The sequence below is a fragment of the Pseudomonas sp. BE134 genome (assembly GCF_031456105.1).
GTDB lineage: Bacteria > Pseudomonadota > Gammaproteobacteria > Pseudomonadales > Pseudomonadaceae > Aquipseudomonas.
On the sequence record NZ_JAVDUA010000017.1, the window covers coordinates 31,929 to 46,991 of the forward strand.

At 57.7% G+C, this 15,063-nt stretch carries 19 protein-coding genes; 10 read left to right on the forward strand and 9 right to left on the reverse strand.

Going from position 1 to position 15,063, the window contains the following annotated elements; translation table 11 throughout:
* Positions 1-42: 42 nt before the first annotated feature.
* A complete protein-coding gene (oprI, locus tag J2Y56_RS15520; protein WP_007943620.1) occupies positions 43-294 on the reverse strand; it encodes an outer membrane lipoprotei OprI in 252 nt (83 codons plus the stop codon).
* A 642-nt stretch (positions 295-936) separates the two neighbouring features.
* Here oprI and J2Y56_RS15525 point away from each other — a divergent pair.
* Positions 937-1,218, forward strand: coding sequence for a GNAT family N-acetyltransferase (locus J2Y56_RS15525; protein ID WP_007943621.1), 282 nt, complete (start codon positions 937-939; stop codon positions 1,216-1,218).
* A 65-nt stretch (positions 1,219-1,283) separates the two neighbouring features.
* On the opposite strand, the gene J2Y56_RS15530 is transcribed toward J2Y56_RS15525, so the two are convergent.
* Both J2Y56_RS15530 and J2Y56_RS15535 read right to left on the reverse strand, forming a co-directional pair.
* Positions 1,284-2,360, reverse strand: coding sequence for a 3-deoxy-7-phosphoheptulonate synthase (locus J2Y56_RS15530; protein ID WP_007943622.1), 1,077 nt, complete (start codon positions 2,358-2,360; stop codon positions 1,284-1,286).
* A 118-nt stretch (positions 2,361-2,478) separates the two neighbouring features.
* Complete coding sequence (locus tag J2Y56_RS15535; protein ID WP_007943623.1) at positions 2,479-2,922, reverse strand: PilZ domain-containing protein; 444 nt, start codon at positions 2,920-2,922, stop codon at positions 2,479-2,481.
* Between J2Y56_RS15535 and J2Y56_RS15540 the strand changes: the two genes are divergently transcribed.
* The 5 genes from J2Y56_RS15540 to cysB all read left to right on the forward strand — a co-directional run bounded on the left by J2Y56_RS15540 (position 2,921) and on the right by cysB (position 6,877).
* On the forward strand, positions 2,921-3,307 hold the full coding sequence (locus J2Y56_RS15540) for a co-chaperone YbbN (RefSeq protein WP_033048860.1): 387 nt from the start codon (positions 2,921-2,923) through the stop codon (positions 3,305-3,307). The genes J2Y56_RS15535 and J2Y56_RS15540 overlap by 2 nt on opposite strands.
* Positions 3,304-4,260 carry a putative 2-dehydropantoate 2-reductase gene (locus J2Y56_RS15545; RefSeq protein WP_310351185.1) on the forward strand — a complete coding sequence of 319 codons (957 nt, stop codon included), beginning with the start codon at positions 3,304-3,306 and terminating at the stop codon, positions 4,258-4,260. The genes J2Y56_RS15540 and J2Y56_RS15545 overlap by 4 nt, the downstream gene beginning before the upstream one ends.
* Positions 4,261-4,284: 24 nt before the next feature.
* The gene (locus J2Y56_RS15550) at positions 4,285-5,190 is read left to right on the forward strand and encodes a 5'-nucleotidase (protein ID WP_310351186.1); all 906 of its coding nucleotides are present in this window, start codon (positions 4,285-4,287) and stop codon (positions 5,188-5,190) included.
* A gap of 95 nt (positions 5,191-5,285) precedes the next feature.
* Positions 5,286-5,789, forward strand: coding sequence for a universal stress protein (locus J2Y56_RS15555; RefSeq protein ID WP_310351188.1), 504 nt, complete (start codon positions 5,286-5,288; stop codon positions 5,787-5,789).
* 113 nt (positions 5,790-5,902) lie between these two features.
* Complete coding sequence (cysB, locus tag J2Y56_RS15560; RefSeq protein ID WP_007943628.1) at positions 5,903-6,877, forward strand: HTH-type transcriptional regulator CysB; 975 nt, start codon at positions 5,903-5,905, stop codon at positions 6,875-6,877.
* 167 nt (positions 6,878-7,044) lie between these two features.
* On the opposite strand, the gene J2Y56_RS15565 is transcribed toward cysB, so the two are convergent.
* Positions 7,045-7,527, reverse strand: coding sequence for a GreA/GreB family elongation factor (locus J2Y56_RS15565; protein WP_310351190.1), 483 nt, complete (start codon positions 7,525-7,527; stop codon positions 7,045-7,047).
* Positions 7,528-7,529: 2 nt separating this feature from the next.
* Complete coding sequence (locus J2Y56_RS15570; protein ID WP_007943630.1) at positions 7,530-7,943, reverse strand: hypothetical protein; 414 nt, start codon at positions 7,941-7,943, stop codon at positions 7,530-7,532.
* A gap of 123 nt (positions 7,944-8,066) precedes the next feature.
* Here J2Y56_RS15570 and earP point away from each other — a divergent pair, with 123 nt between their 5' ends.
* On the forward strand, positions 8,067-9,224 hold the full coding sequence (earP, locus tag J2Y56_RS15575; RefSeq protein WP_033048863.1) for an elongation factor P maturation arginine rhamnosyltransferase EarP: 1,158 nt from the start codon (positions 8,067-8,069) through the stop codon (positions 9,222-9,224).
* Positions 9,225-9,272: 48 nt separating this feature from the next.
* Positions 9,273-9,842 (forward strand): elongation factor P, encoded by a 570-nt coding sequence (locus tag J2Y56_RS15580; protein WP_007943632.1) that lies wholly within the window; start codon positions 9,273-9,275, stop codon positions 9,840-9,842.
* 183 nt (positions 9,843-10,025) lie between these two features.
* Here J2Y56_RS15580 and J2Y56_RS15585 read toward each other — a convergent pair whose 3' ends face one another.
* From J2Y56_RS15585 to J2Y56_RS15600, 4 genes are all read right to left on the reverse strand, one after another.
* Positions 10,026-11,042 (reverse strand): alpha/beta hydrolase, encoded by a 1,017-nt coding sequence (locus tag J2Y56_RS15585; RefSeq protein ID WP_007943634.1) that lies wholly within the window; start codon positions 11,040-11,042, stop codon positions 10,026-10,028.
* 33 nt (positions 11,043-11,075) lie between these two features.
* Positions 11,076-11,495: an organic hydroperoxide resistance protein gene (locus J2Y56_RS15590; protein WP_007943635.1), complete on the reverse strand. Its 420-nt coding sequence runs from the start codon at positions 11,493-11,495 to the stop codon at positions 11,076-11,078.
* Between the two features lie 352 nt (positions 11,496-11,847).
* Positions 11,848-12,309: a MarR family winged helix-turn-helix transcriptional regulator gene (locus tag J2Y56_RS15595; RefSeq protein ID WP_007943636.1), complete on the reverse strand. Its 462-nt coding sequence runs from the start codon at positions 12,307-12,309 to the stop codon at positions 11,848-11,850.
* A gap of 212 nt (positions 12,310-12,521) precedes the next feature.
* Positions 12,522-13,376: a LysR substrate-binding domain-containing protein gene (locus J2Y56_RS15600; RefSeq protein WP_310351198.1), complete on the reverse strand. Its 855-nt coding sequence runs from the start codon at positions 13,374-13,376 to the stop codon at positions 12,522-12,524.
* A gap of 96 nt (positions 13,377-13,472) precedes the next feature.
* On the opposite strand from J2Y56_RS15600, the gene J2Y56_RS15605 reads away from it, so the two are divergent.
* Positions 13,473-13,688, forward strand: coding sequence for a DUF1127 domain-containing protein (locus J2Y56_RS15605; protein ID WP_007943638.1), 216 nt, complete (start codon positions 13,473-13,475; stop codon positions 13,686-13,688).
* A 64-nt stretch (positions 13,689-13,752) separates the two neighbouring features.
* Positions 13,753-14,982, forward strand: a complete 1,230-nt coding sequence (locus tag J2Y56_RS15610; RefSeq protein ID WP_310351203.1) for a winged helix-turn-helix domain-containing protein — start codon at positions 13,753-13,755, stop codon at positions 14,980-14,982.
* The last annotated feature ends 81 nt before the right edge of the window (positions 14,983-15,063 follow it).

Sequence of the window (15,063 nt, forward strand, 5' to 3'; positions counted from 1 at the left end):
ACCCATAAAATGGGTCGGCTTGATAATAATCCCGAGGGATTATTACTTGCGGCTAGCTTTGTCCAGCATGCGCAGAGCACGCTCGTTAGCTTCGTCAGCAGTCTGTTGTGCTTTTTGAGCAGCAGCCAGAGCTTCATCAGCTTTACGGTAAGCTTCGTCTGCACGAGCCTGGGAGCGAGCAGCTGCGTCTTCAGTAGCGGTCAGACGTGCTTCGGTTTCTTTCGATGTGCTGCTGCAACCGGTAGCCAGAACTGCGGCGAGGGCCAGAGCAGAGAATTTCAGAACGTTGTTCATCGTGTTCCCCTTCAAGGACTTTCTATTAATTTAGCTGTCTCCTCAGAGTGAGGAAATAGCCGGCGTACATACTACTCATTACTAGTCGTAAGTAAACTGACGTAAAGCGAGAAGCAAAAAAAATTGTAGGCGTTGATTCTTTTTCGAGCAACTTTTAACTGCATTGTTTAAAAAATATCCAGCTGCGAGGCCCGAGCCTGAGCGAACCGACGAGGAAAAGTTCCCCACACTCACGGCTGTTTTTTTCAGTCTTGGCTAAAGTCTGGCTAGATGAATTCGTCCATACTTCTGTTCGAATTTTGCGCAGCAGCTCTCATAATCTTTATCCATGTAGAGGTGACTTTAAGAGAACGGGTTCGTCTTATGTCTCAACATCCGGCAATGTTCAGGCTACCGACCCGTAAAGACCGTCGATCGAGCCGTCCCTGCGTACCCTGGAGTAGCACCCGCTGGCTGAGCGTGATGACGAGCGCACCTTGAGCATTTCTGCCAATGGTGCCTACTATTTGTACGTGCTCGGTTGCGCGAGATCGGTGCAGCTCTTCTCGGCGTCCATTCAGGCACGGGGTGGCGTAGATGTTCCTTCGCCGGAAAAACATCGGTAAGGTAGGGGTCAGATTTCAAGACCCGCGAGGAGTAGTGATGAGTGAGGCGTTGTCCATCCACCATGACCAGGCTGGTCATCAGTTCGAGACCACTGTGGACGGTCATCGTGCCTACCTGACCTATATGGATCTGGGGAAACAGACCCTGGATATCTATCGCACCTTTGTGCCCAACGCATTGCGTGGTCGCGGCATTGCCGCTGCCTTGACCGAGAAGGCGCTGGAGTACGCAGACGAGATGGGTTACACCGTGATTCCATCGTGCTCCTATGTGGAGCGCTACATGGAACGTCACCAGCGGCACGCCGCCAAGCTGTGACCAAAAAGAACGCATAAAAAAACGCCAGGTTTAAGCCTGGCGTTTTTGTGTGCGCTAAACGGTGATCAAGTGCGATCGCGTTTAGGCAGTACGTCCTTGAGCTTGGCATGCATGCTGCGCAAGGTGTTTTCGGTGGCGGACCAATCGATGCAGGCATCGGTAATCGACACGCCGTATTGCAGGTCGGCGAGGTCTTTCGGGATGGCCTGGGCGCCCCAGTTCAGGTGACTTTCGACCATCAAGCCGATGATCGACTGGTTGCCTTCGAGGATCTGGTTGGCCACATTCTCCATCACCAGCGGTTGCAGGGCCGGGTCCTTGTTGGAGTTGGCGTGGCTGCAATCGACCATGATGTTCGGTTTGATTTTCGCCTTGTTCAGCGCTTGCTCGCAGAGCGCGACGCTGACCGAGTCATAGTTCGGCTTGCCGTTGCCACCGCGCAGCACTACGTGGCCGTAGGCGTTGCCCTTGGTGGTGACAATCGAGACGCCACCTTCCTGGTTGATACCCAGGAAGCGGTGCGGGCTGGAAACCGATTGCAGGGCGTTGATCGCCACTGTCAGGCCGCCGTCGGTGCCGTTCTTGAAGCCGACAGCCGAGGACAGACCCGAAGCCATTTCGCGGTGAGTCTGGGATTCGGTGGTACGTGCACCGATGGCCGACCAGCTGATCAGGTCCTGCAAATATTGCGGGGAGATCGGGTCGAGGGCTTCGGTCGCGGTCGGCAGGCCCATTTCAGCCAGGTCCAGCAACAATTGACGACCAATGTGCAGACCATCCTGGATCTTGAACGAGTCGTCCAGGTACGGGTCGTTGATCAAGCCTTTCCAGCCGACGGTGGTGCGTGGCTTCTCGAAATACACACGCATGACCAGATACAGGGTATCGGCCACTTCAGCGGCGAGAACCTTCAGGCGATCGGCGTATTCGTGGGCAGCCTTGATGTCGTGGATCGAGCAAGGCCCGATGACGACGAACAGGCGGTGGTCGGTGCCATCCAGGATATTGCGAATGACTTCGCGGCCCTTGGTGACGGTGCGCAGGGCGGCGTCGCTCAGAGGGATATCGCACTTGAGCTGATCAGGAGTGATCAGCGTCTCGTTGGAGGCGACGTTTAGGTCGTTGATCGGTAAATCAGCCATCGTTTACTCGTCAGGTCACGGGTGCCGGCCGCCAGCGAACCCGCGCGGCGGAGCACAGCAAATTAAGCGCGTCGGGGAGCCGAACCTTAGCGCGTTATCCGCCTGCTCGACAATGGGTTTAATCCAGCACAGGCTGAGCAAATGCCTTGTGAACGGTGTCGTGAGAGAACTCGTCGGCATGCTCCTGGACCCATTCCAGGGCCAGCGCCTGAATTTCCTGCAAGTCTTCGCGCGCGTCGTGCAGGCGACAGTAGCGTTCGATCTGGCACACCTGCTCACTCATCCGGGCACTGAACAGCATCTGCTCGTCCACAAACGCAATGCCCACCAGATAGCCGCGTTTGCGCCGCAGGCACCAGGCCACATAGCCCAGATAACGCATGTCGGGGTTCAAGGTCGGCATGCGCACTTCCAGCGCCGTACCATGGCGCCAGGCCCGGTGATAATTGCAAGCCATGCCCCCGAGGCTGATAGTGTGCAAGCGCTGGCGCGAGATGCACTCATGTTTGAGTAACGTTAATTCGACGGGCACATCATCAGGATGAGGAATAAAACGTCCCATGAACACGGACTCCCTGTGTCGGCCATCTGACATTGTTTCCCGAAGTATAGTGGTCGAATTGGAACTGACCGATTTCGATGCCGACCAGCGGCTACTGGCAATGAGCGGCGTATCCCTGGTGATTTTCACCAGTGTCGGCTGTGCCGGTTGCCGATTTGCCCGTGAACAATTGCCCAGTCTCGATCTGACGGTCGATCGCTTGTGCTGGATCGATGCCGGGAGCAATGGCGGGGTGGTCGAGCGTTATCAGGTTTTTCATTTGCCGGCGCTGTTTGTGGTGCGCGACGGTGAGTTTTTCGGGGTACTACAATCGCGTCTGACCGGCACCGAACTCAATGAAGCGGTCGATCGGGCGTTGAAAAGAACAGCAGAGGAGTTGCCATGATGGGCACAGTCACCAAGCCGACAATCGGCATAATCGGAACCGGCGCAATCGGCGGGTTCTACGGGATGATGCTGGCGCGTGCCGGCTTCGACGTGCACTTCTTGTTGCGCAGTGAATTTTCAGCGGTGGCCGAGCGCGGGTTGCAACTCGACAGTGCGGTGCATGGCGCGTTGACGTTGAACCCGGTTCAGGCCTATTCCTGCGCTGAAGACATGCCCGCTTGCGACTGGTTGCTGGTCGGCGCCAAAACCACCAGTAATGCGGACCTGGCGCCCGCCATCATTCAGGCGGCCGCACCGAATGCCAAGGTACTGGTCCTGCAAAATGGCCTCGACGTTGAAGACAGTCTGCGCGAGTTGCTCCCCGACTCGTTGCACCTGCTGGGCGGCTTGTGTTTTATCTGCGTCCATCGCACCGGTCCCGGGGAAATTACCCATCAGGCGCTCGGTGCAGTCAACATCGGCTACCACAGTGGCCCCGCTGTTGATGCGCCGGCACGCGTGGCAATTGTCGAAGAGGGCGCCGGGTTATTCCACCGTGCCGGTATCGACTCGCAGGCCATGCCGGATCTGCACCAGGCACGTTGGCAAAAACTGGTCTGGAATGTCCCGTACAACGGTCTCTCGGTTCTGCTCGGGGCCAGCACCACGCCATTGATGGCCGATGCCGACAGCCGGGAGCTGATCAAGGCATTGATGGTCGAAGTGGTCCAGGGGGCTATCGCCTGTGGTCACGACATACCGGCCGGTTATGCCGACCATCTGTTCATGGTGACCGAAAAAATGCCGGACTATTGGCCGAGCATGTACCACGATTTCCTGCACAAACGACCGCTGGAACTGGCCGCTATTTACGCCCGGCCCTTGGCGGCCGCCAAAGCGGCGGGGTGTGAATTGCCACTGATTGAAAGTTTGTATCGCAGTCTGGGTTTCATCGATCGACGCAACAGGTGAACCGATCTACCTGGGGGGAAGGACATGGCAAAGACTATCGACGACAAACTGGTGCTGGCGATTTCTTCGCGAGCGCTGTTCGACCTGAACGAAAGCCACAAGGTGTATTTGTCGAGCGGCGTCGAAGCCTACCGGCAATATCAGATTGAGCACGAGGACGAAATCCTCGAACCCGGTGACGCCTTCCCGCTGGTGCAGAAACTCCTGAACCTCAATACCGACCTCGGTCGAGCGCGGGTCGAGGTGATTCTGGTGTCGCGCAACAGCGCCGACACCGGCCTGAGGGTGTTTAACTCGATTCACCACTACGGGCTGGCGATTTCCCGTGCGGCGTTTGTCGGCGGGCGCAGTCCCTATCCGTATCTCAAGGCCTTCGGCTGTGACCTGTTTCTGTCGACGCATGCCGACGATGTGCGCAGTGCACTGGACGCCGGTTTCGCGGCGGCGACCATTCTGTCGGGCGGTGCCAGCCGCGCGGCCAGTGATGAATTGCGGATTGCCTTTGACGGTGATGCAGTGCTGTTTTCCGACGAATCGGAGCGGGTCTACCAGTCCGGTGGTCTGGAAGCGTTCCAGGCCAGCGAACGTGATGCCGCCCGCGAGCCGCTGCGCGGAGGGCCGTTCAAGGGCTTCCTGGCCGCTCTCAATCTGTTGCAGCGTGAGTTTCCCGACGACGCCTGCCCGATCCGCACGGCGTTGGTGACGGCGCGTTCGGCGCCGGCCCATGAGCGAGTGATTCGTACGTTGCGCGAATGGGACATTCGTCTGGACGAATCGCTGTTTCTCGGTGGCCTGACCAAATCCGCCTTTCTCGAAGCGTTTGCCGCCGACGTGTTTTTCGATGATCAGGCCGGCCATTGCGAATTGGCCCGCGAAGTCGTCGCCACCGGCCACGTACCGCACGGCATAAGCAACGAGCAAAAGGTTTAAGCCCGCGGTTCAATGCGTTACGCAAAGCGTCGTATTCGCCAAGGCACTGCTAAGCTGAATCAAATCTCCGCCATTTTGGCTTGCGAGGAGATCCTATGATTCAGTCGATGCTGTATGCCACTGACCTTGGCTTATATGCACCGTTGGTGATGCAGCACGCCTTGGCCTTGGCACGGACATTCAATGCCGACTTGTATGTGGTGCACGCGGTTGAGCCCATGGGGCTGTTTGCCGAATCGGTGCTTCAGAGTTATCTCGATGAGCAGGCGTTGAACGAGTTTCACAGTCAGGGCCTGAGTACGGTGATTGCCAATATCGAGCAGCGGGTGCTCGACAGCTTTCGTGAAGAGCTGGGGGATGAAGGGGACCAGGACCTGGCGCGGATTAAAGCGGTGAGGGTGCTTCAGGGCGATCCGTCGCAGGTGATTCTCGACCAGGTGGAGAAACTCTCCGTGGATTTGCTGATCGTAGGAAGTCATAGCCACGGTACTGGCGCGGAAACGCCTCTGGGCAGGACCGCAGCACGCGTGTTGCAGCTATCCCGGGTGCCCGTCTATCTGGTGCCACTGGTGGAGCGGCGCCGGCAGGTTGATCGCTAGAATACGAATACTGGCAATTCGACAAAAAAGTTCTAGATTTATTCTTCAAACCATTAATATAGTTATATACCGTCGCTGATGCCCGTGGCGTCTACCTGCTTTGAGGGATACATATGAAGCTTCAACAATTGCGCTACATCTGGGAAGTGGCGCACCACGACCTCAACGTTTCCGCTACTGCCCAAAGCCTTTACACCTCGCAACCGGGTATCAGTAAACAGATCCGCCTGCTGGAAGACGAATTGGGGGTCGAGGTTTTCGCTCGCAGCGGCAAGCACCTGACCCGCGTGACCCCGGCCGGTGAACGCATCATCACCACCGCCGGCGAGATTCTGCGCAAGGTTGAAAGCATCAAGCAGATCGCCCAGGAATTCTCCAACGAGAAAAAAGGCACCCTGTCGATCGCTACTACTCACACTCAGGCACGTTATGCGTTGCCACCGGTGATCAGCAATTTCATCAAGCAATACCCGGACGTTGCCCTGCACATGCACCAGGGCTCGCCGATGCAGATTGCTGAAATGGCAGCTGACGGCACCGTGGATTTCGCCATTGCCACCGAAGCGCTGGAACTGTTCGGCGACCTGGTAATGATGCCGTGCTACCGCTGGAATCGCTGCGTAGTCGTGCCTCAAGGTCACCCGCTGACCAAACTGTCGACGCTGACCCTCGAAGCCCTGGCCGAATACCCGATCGTCACTTACGTGTTCGGTTTCACCGGCCGATCGAAGCTCGACGAAGCGTTCAGTCATCGCGGCCTGACGCCCAAAGTGGTGTTCACCGCCGCCGACGCCGACGTGATCAAAACTTACGTTCGTTTGGGCCTGGGGGTGGGTATCGTGGCGAAAATGGCGGTCGACGCCAAGCTCGATAGCGACCTGGTAGTGCTCGATGCCAGCGAGCTGTTCGAGTCCAGCATTACCAAAATCGGTTTCCGTCGCGGCACCTTCCTGCGCGGTTTCATGTGCGATTTCATCGAGAAATTTGCCCCGCACCTGACCCGCGAAGTCATGGCCAAAGCCATTCAGTGCCACAACAAGCAGGAACTCGAAGAGTTGTTCGACGGCGTCGAACTGCCGGTGCACTAATGGGTGTCCTGCCTCGCAAATACTGTTCCTTTTTGACCGCGTCTGTTGCCGTCATGCTGCGTTGCCGCTCCTCGCCATAGCGGGCTATGACTCGTCGCGGCGCCTTGCCTGACGACAACATCCACTCGTCAAAAGAGGAACGTATTCGCGAGGCAGGACACCTTGTTCTAGACCACCTCGGTAACATAAAACTGTTGCCGAGCGCCCGCCACCAAAATCTCCACTTCATCCCCTTCGAACTTGCCCAGCAGGCTTTTGCCCAGCGGAGAGCGGGGGGTGATGACAGTAATCCATTGCCCCACCAGATCGACCTTCAGGCCAGCTGCATCAGGGGCCAGAAACAGCCATTGCTCACGCCCCTTGTCGTCTTCCAGGCCGAGCAATGCACCGACTTCAATGCCGCGCTGATCGTCATATGAACGCAAGGTCAGGTTCTGGCACAGCGTCAGTGATTGCCTGATCTCTTCCACGCGCCTGGCCTGTCCGGCCGCCAGATAAGAAGCCTCCAGCCCCAGGGTGTCGTACTTGTTTTCGGCGATGTTTTCTTCGTGGGTCGCGGTTTCGTAAGCGGTTTGCGCAGCACGCTCGGCGATATCGAGGTCGACCCGCAGTTTGTCGAGGATCAATTGGTGGACGGTCTGTTTGTTCATGATCAGTCGCAGAACTGCAAAACATTGGCGCGGCTTTTTTCGCTCGGCGCGGTTTGATCCTGCTGCAACCAGAACTGGCATTTTGGATTGGACAGGTTGCGACTGCTGCCACGGGCCTGATCCATTCGTACCTGCTGCTCGCTCTTGCGCAGGTTCTCTTCGTACTGTTCGAATATCGGGCTCTGCGCTGGAATATCCGGCCGTGGCGGCTCGATGACTACCGGCGGCTTGGCCAGTTGCTCCACGGCGGCGGCTACCGGGGCCAATTGCTCTTTGAAAAACAGTGCAGAGACGAGCCAGCAGGTCAGGGCGATGGCGAGAAATCCCAGCCACACACCGAGGGCAATGCTGCCGGTCAGTTGCAGGGCGTTGAGCCGGAACGGCAACGGGTGGTGGGGATTCGGACGGTCAGGCATGGTGCCTCCTGGCGGATGGTTGCAGGCGAGTGGCAATTGTCGCACGAAGATTAATCGCCGTCGGCTCTTCTGCGCGAGGTAATTTATGCGGACAATCGTCGCCTTTGCCAACGGGAACCTGGAATGCCTGAACTGCCTCAAGTGAAAAACCGCTGGCGCTGGGATATTTTTTGCACCGTGGTCGACAACTTTGGCGACATCGGCGTGACCTGGCGCCTGGCTCGACAACTGGTGGCCGAGCACGCCATCGACGTACGTTTGTGGGTCGATGACCTGCGCGCCTTCGAGCGTCTGTGCCCCGAGATCGATTGCCATGCCGCGCAGCAATGGCAGTCAGGTGTCGATGTGCGCCAATGGTCAACAGAGTGGCAGATCACCGAAGCGGCGGATGTGGTGATCGCCGCGTTCGCCTGTCAGTTGCCGAGTGTCTACATGGACGCCATGGCCGCACGGGAGCAACCGCCGCTGTGGATGAACCTCGATTACCTGAGCGCCGAGGACTGGGTGATCGGCTGCCACGGATTGCCGTCGGTCAAGTACAAAACGGTGCAGAAGTACTTCTTCTTTCCGGGGTTCCAGAAGGGCACCGGAGGGCTGCTGCGTGAAACAGGGTTGCTCGATCGCCGCTGGCAGTTCCAGCGAAGTCCCGAGGCGCAGCAGGAATTTCTTCAAGGGCTGGGGATTGATCGTGCCCCTGATGCGCAATTGATCTCGCTGTTTGCCTATGAGAATGCCGGGTTGTCGAGTTGGCTGGATGTACTGGCCGCCGATTCGACACCCACGCATGTGCTGGTGCCCGAAGGCCGGATACTCGGCGATGTCGAACGCTGGCTCGGCATTGAAGGATTGGCCGCGGGGGCTCTGCATGTGCGTGACGGCTTGACTGTCCAGGTGCTGCCGTTCGTCCGACAGGATCAATACGATCAGTTGCTCTGGTGCTGCGATTTCAACGCCGTGCGCGGTGAAGATTCCTTCGTTCGCGCTCAATGGGCGGGCCGGCCAATGCTCTGGCACATCTATCAGCAGGAGGAAGACATCCATCTGGACAAGCTCGATGCGTTCCTCGCGCTGTACACAAAAGGCTTGTCCGAGGCTGCCAGTCAGGCGATCAACGGTCTTTGGCACGCATGGAATGCCGGTCATGATATGTCCGACCACTGGCGCATGGCCCGCAAACATTGGCCAGAGCTGCAAAAACACGCTGAGGCGTGGTGTCTGGAACAAGCCTTGCAGGCCGATCTTGCCGCGGCGCTGGTACAGTTTTATGTAAATTGGATATGATACGCGGCCTAGATTTTTGTAAATCCCATCCAAATTCGGATATTCGCAATGAAAACTGGTAAAGAACTGAAACCCGGTACCGTGATCCGTCTCGAAAACGATCCTTGGCTGGTTCAGAAAGCTGAATTCACCAAGTCGGGTCGTAACAGCGCGATCATGAAGACCAAGCTGAAAAACCTGCTGACCGGTTACAAGACCGAGATCGTTTACAGCGCCGACGACAAACTGGACGACGTAATCCTCGACCGCAAAGAAGCGACCCTGTCCTTCATCAGCGGCGACACCTACACGTTCATGGACACCACCGACTACACCATGTACGAGCTGAACGCTGAAGACATCGAAGCCGTTCTGCCTTTCGTTGAAGAAGGCATGACCGATGTTTGCGAAGCGATCTTCTTCGAAGAGCGTCTGGTTTCCGTAGAACTGCCGACCACTATCGTGCGTCAGGTTGACTACACCGAAGGTTCCGCTCGCGGTGACACTTCCGGCAAGGTGATGAAGCCTGCCAAACTGAAGAACGGTACCGAGCTGTCGGTAGCTGACTTCATCGAAATCGGCGACATGATCGAGATCGATACCCGCGAAGGCGGCTCCTACAAAGGCCGTGCTAAATAAGCACTGCTTCAGGAATGAAAAAGCCCGACCATTGAGTCGGGCTTTTTTGTGCCTGCAATTTCAGCTTCAACGGTGAACCCCTTGTGGGAGCGAGCCTGCTCGCGATTGCGATTTTGCATTCAACAAAGATGTTGACTGGTCTACCGCTATCGCGAGCAGGCTCACTCCCACAATTGAAACGTGTTACTTCTTCAGATGCTCTTTGAGTTCTTCGGACGCTTGCAGCATCGCCGAGCGCACCGCTGGCACCTGACTGACCACATTGAGCAAACCGTAGTCGTGGATCATGCCGTTGTAGCGAACCGCCGTCACCGGCACCCCGGCCTCGTCGAGTTTTCGTGCATAGGCTTCGCCCTCATCGCGCAGAACGTCAGCGCCCGCCGTCTGCACCAGCGCGGGTGGCAAGCCTTTCAGTTGGGCGGTGGTTGCCCGCAGTGGTGAGGCGTAGATCTCGTTACGCTGATTGGCGTCGGTGGTGTAGTTGTCCCAGAACCACTTCATCATGTTTTTGGTGAGGAAGTGCCCCTCGGCAAACTGGTTGTAAGACGCGGTGTCGAAGTTGGCATCCGTCACCGGCCACAACAGCACCTGGAATTTGATCGCCGGCGTACCCTTGTCTTTGGCCATCAGCGCAACGACTGCCGCCATATTGCCACCGACGCTATTGCCGGCCACGGCCAGACGTTTGCCATCAACGTTGATCTCCTTTCCGTGCTCGGCCACCCATTGGGTCGCCGCATACGCCTGGTTGATCGCCACCGGGTAATGCGCTTCCGGCGACGGGGTGTAATTGACGAATACAGCCGCCGCCCCCGAACCCGCCACCAGGTCACGAACCAATCGTTCGTGGGTCGGGAAGTCGCCCAATACCCAGCCACCTCCGTGGAAGAACATGAACACTGGCAGCTCGCCCTTGACCCCGGCTGGCCGGACGATGGTCAGGCGCAGCGGCTGGCCGTCGACTTGAATGGTCTTCTCGCTGACATCAACTTTTGGCAGCGTCAGTTTAACCCCGGCTTGCGCACCCACCAGTACGGCGCGGGCGTCTTTGGGGGAAAGCTGTTCAATCGGCTTGCCAGTACCGGCGTTCAATACGTCGAGGAATGCCTGGGTGTTGTGTTCAACACCGTTGCCAGCGAATGCATTGCCGATGGACAGGGCGAGAAGGGTACCGGTCAAGACTTTGCTGAAAGTGTTCATGTTCGTTTCCTGTTCGGGCCTTGGGATCAGCGGTTAGACGGTAACGTGCAGGCGCACATCGACGTTGCCACGGGTGGCGTTGGAGTACGGGCAGACCTGGTGGGCGGCGTCGACAAGGGATTGCGCGTCGGTTTGTTCAAGGCCTGGCAGGCTGATGTGCAGGTCGATGTCCAGACCGAAACCGCCGGGGATTTGGCCGATGCCGACATGGGCGGTGATCGAGGCGTCGTTGGGGATGGAGCGCTTGGTCTGACTGGCGACGAATTTCAGGGCGCCGATGAAGCAAGCGGAATAACCGGCTGCGAACAGTTGCTCAGGGTTGGTCGCCGCGCCGCCAGCACCGCCGAGTTCTTTCGGGGTGGCGAGTTTGACGTCGAGGATGTTGTCACTGGAAACAGCACGCCCATCACGGCCACCGGTGGAAGTTGCGATTGCGGTGTAGAGAGTTTGCATGGTGTGAGCCTCATTCAGTTTGGGTGTTTTGCGCTAAATGTTTGCGCGCTAAGTAAGTGCGAGATGAATGTATCGCGCAAGTATTTGGCGCGCAAGATAAATTTTTGAAAAAGATTTGCCGTGGATTTGGTTGGATGATGTGAAGGGCTGAGCTAGAGCTGTGGAGAGCGGATTTTCAGCGCTGAAAATTTTTTGGGGAAAAGACGAATGTGGCCGAAAGAACACTGCAAAACGAATGTGGGAGCGGGCTTGAACTCGCGAAAGCGGTGTGTCAGCCAACATCAATGCTGAATGTCACATCGCATTCGCGAGTAAGCCCGCTCCCACAGGGGGATTTAGGTTGGCTGGGGGATCAGAGGCTGTCTTGCAGATTGCTGCGCAGTATTTGCAGCTCCGCTTGCAGTTTGTTCAGCCTCTCCACCGACATCCCGCTAGCACCGAGGATGCACTGCGGAATGCTGCGTGCCTTGTCCCGCAAGGCGCGGCCCTGTTCGGTGAGTTCGACGATCACCACCCGTTCATCTTCGCGGCTGCGGGTGCGGCTGAGCAGACCTTCAACTTCCAGGCGCTTGAGCAACGGGGTCAGTGAGCCGGGATCGGTCAGCAGTCGCGTACTGATTTCACCGACGGTCAGACCATCGCGCTCCCACAGCACCATCATCGCCAGGTATTGCGGATAGGTCAGGCCCAGCGCTTGCAGCAGCGGTTTATAGACCTTGGTCATCAGCAGCGAAGTCGAATGCAGGGCGAAACAGGCCTGATTATCCAACAGCAGGTGTTCGCAGTTATCCAGGGTGTCGCGTTCGGAGGTCATTTCAAAAGCCTTGATCGGTAGTCCTCAGAATCTAGCGGGCGAATCTTTAATGCGCCAGATAATTTTGGATGAGTGGCGATCCGGGGTGTTTCGCGGCATCAGTCGCAAGGCTGGAGGCTGTCAGTTTCGGATGTTGGCAGGCCGTTTATCAGTTGGGGGGTGAAGATCGCCCACGCTCCGCCGGAGCGATTGCTGCGCGGTGATGCTCGCGTTTAAAGTTTGAAGCCTTCGACGATGTGCTCGGCCAGGCACTCGGTGATGGGGGAGGGGTTGTGCAGGTTACGCACGAGCATGATGCAGGCTTCCGGCAACTGCGGCAGGTCTTCGGCCTCACCGAGGATACGCATGTCCGGGGTGATCAGGCTTTCCAGCTGCGCAGTCACCGCCAACCCGGCGCTGACCACGGCCATCAAGGCCGACAGGCTCGAACTGTTGTACGCAATTCGGTAGTCGCTGCCCATTGCATCCAGCGCATTACACGCCCACAACCGGCAGAAACAATCACTGTTGAACATTGCCAGGGGCAGCGGCGTCTGCTCATGGGCGCTGAAGCATTGCGCCTCGGCCCAGACAAAACGTTCCTTGCGCAGCAACTGGCCAATCTCGGTGCCGGGCTCGCGGGTCACGATGGACAGGTCCAGATCCTGACGAAGCAGCAATTGTTTTGATGATTCGCAGTGAACCTCGATCTGGATCAGCGGATAGCTCTTGGCGAAGCGCGACAAAATTCCTGGCAAAAAGCGCATCACGTAATCATCTGGCGTACCGATGCGCACGGTGCCGACCATGTGCGGCTCACGCAGCGTGTTGAAGACTTCGCTGTGGAGTTTGAGGATGCGCCGCGCATACCCCAGCAAAACCTGGCCTTCGGCGGTCAGCTTGACCTGTCGCCCATCGCGTTCGAACAACTGGCGCTGCAACACGTCCTCTTCCAGACGCTTCATCTGCATGCTCACCGCCGACTGCGTGCGATTGACCAATTCCCCGGCACGGGTAAAACCGCCCTGGTCGGCGATGGCGACAAAGGTCCGTAGCACATCCGTATCGATACTGGGGAACGCGGACATCCATCAATCTCCGAGATGGTTACCATCAGAAACATTCGTTGGATTGATCTTATCCCCGGGGCGAGACTTGGGCCATCCCCAACGGAGGACAACAAGATGAAAGGTCATCACGAGCATGTAACGGAACACAAATTCTCAACCCACGTGGTATCTGATTTGCTGCACAAGTTTAGTCGCTGGTACGAACTTCATCGCGAACGCGAACTGCTGGCGAGTTTGAGCGATGAAGCACTGAAGGACATCGGCATGAGTCGCGCCGATGTTGAACATGAATCGATCAGACCGTTCTGGGATGATCCGATGCATAAATGATGAGGCCATTGCTACACAAACCCCTCTCTGGTGAGGTAGGTTGCGAGCAGACACGGAGGTATTCATGCCCGCAACGCTGTCCTTTTCCAACACGCAGGCTCGACGTCTGGCGCTGGCTGCCCAAGGGTTCAACGGGCGGCAGTCGCCAGCCGCGATCAACGCGCTGCAACTCAACCGCCTGATCGAACGGCTGGGCATTCTGCAGATCGACTCGGTCAATGCGTTGGTGCGTTCGCACTACCTTCCCTTGTTTTCCCGCCTCGGTAACTACTCATCCGATTTGCTCGACCAGGCTGCCTGGAGTCAGGGCCGACGTCGTACGCTGTTTGAATATTGGGGGCATGAAGCCTCGTTGCTGCCGTTGTCGATGTATCCCCTGATGCGCTGGCGCATGCAGCGCGCGAGTCGCGGCGAAGACATCTATCAGCAATTGGCGCGTTTCGGGCGCGAACAGCAGGACACGATTCGCCGGGTGCTGGCGTCGGTCGAAGAGCTCGGTGCACTGGGTGCTGGCAGCCTGTCGACCCGTCAGGAACGGGCCGGGCCGTGGTGGGACTGGAGCGTGGAAAAGCATGCTTTGGAATGGTTGTTTGCCGCCGGTGAAGTGACGGTGGCCGGCCGACGTGGTTTCGAACGTCTTTATGATTTGCCGGAGCGGGTGATTCCTTCAGCCGTTTTACAGCAGCCCTTGCTCAGTGAAGCTGAGGCTCAACGCGGACTGTTATTGCACGCAGTGACGGCGTTGGGTGTCGGCACGGAAAAGGATTTACGCGACTATTTCCGGCTGAACCCGGTAGACAGTCGTCCGCGCCTGGCGGAACTGGTCGAGGCAGGGGAGTTGCTGACTTGCGAAGTGCAAGGCTGGCGGCAACCGGCTTATTGCCTGCCCGATCCGAAAATACCGCGCAAGGTTGTGGCCGGTGCGTTGCTTTCACCCTTTGATTCGCTGGTGTGGGAGCGCAGTCGTACCGAGCGGTTGTTTGATTTTCGCTATCGGCTGGAGATTTACACCCCGCAGGACAAGCGGGTTTACGGGTATTACGTGTTGCCGTTCTTGCACAACGAACGGATTGCCGCGCGGGTGGATCTGCGGGCGGAGCGGGCGCTGGGGCGATTGGCGGTGCACGCCGTGCATGAGGAAGAGCCGGGGCTGGATGACGAAGGGATGCTCGCGCTGGCGATCAATTTGCGGCGGATGGCGGATTGGTTGGGGCTGGAGCGGGTGCAGTTGAATTGTCAGCGGGTGAGTGCGGCCAGATTGAGGGGGGCATTGGCACAGTTCAGTGGTGTTTGAGCAGGCCTCATCGCGAGCAGGCTCGCTCCCACATTAGATCGCGTCCTTCCGGACAACTCGGTCAACTGTGGGAGCGAGCCT